Source organism: Parendozoicomonas haliclonae (genome assembly GCF_900174585.1).
GTDB classification, from domain to species: domain Bacteria; phylum Pseudomonadota; class Gammaproteobacteria; order Pseudomonadales; family Endozoicomonadaceae; genus Sansalvadorimonas; species Sansalvadorimonas haliclonae.
In genome coordinates, this window is the sequence record NZ_FWPT01000057.1 from 1 (window position 1) to 453 (window position 453).

Genomic DNA, 453 nt, shown 5'->3' on the forward strand with positions numbered 1-453 from the left:
GTAATACCGTCGCGTTCGGACAATATTTAGCGAGATTATTCGTCGTGCGGTCGTCAAATCGTACGCCAACAGCGAAAATCACGTCGGCGTTATGCATGGTCATATTGGCTTCATAAGTGCCATGCATTCCCAGCATTTCTAACGACTGGCGATGAGTAGCAGGAAACGCGCCCAGTCCCATTAATGAAGAGACCACCGGCAGGTTAAAGGTTTCAATGATGTGGCGCAGCGGCGCATAGCAGGCCGCGCTTATCGCCCCTCCCCCAACGTAGACCACCGGCTTTTTTGCCGACGCCAGCGTTTGCAAGGCACGCTTAATTTGTCCTTTATGTCCTGATGTTGTGGGATTGTAAGAGCGCATACTGACCGTCTCCGGCCAGGCATACGGCATTTTTTTCGCCGGATTCAAAATATCTTTAGGCAAATCCACGACCACCGGCCCAGGACGTCCGC

The 453-nt window shown here is 52.5% G+C and carries 1 pseudogene; it reads right to left on the bottom strand.

Annotated elements, in window-relative coordinates:
- Positions 1 to 424: pseudogene (locus tag EHSB41UT_RS24240) on the bottom strand (acetolactate synthase 3 large subunit); the annotation flags it as partial.
- Positions 425 to 453: the final 29 nt, after the last annotated feature.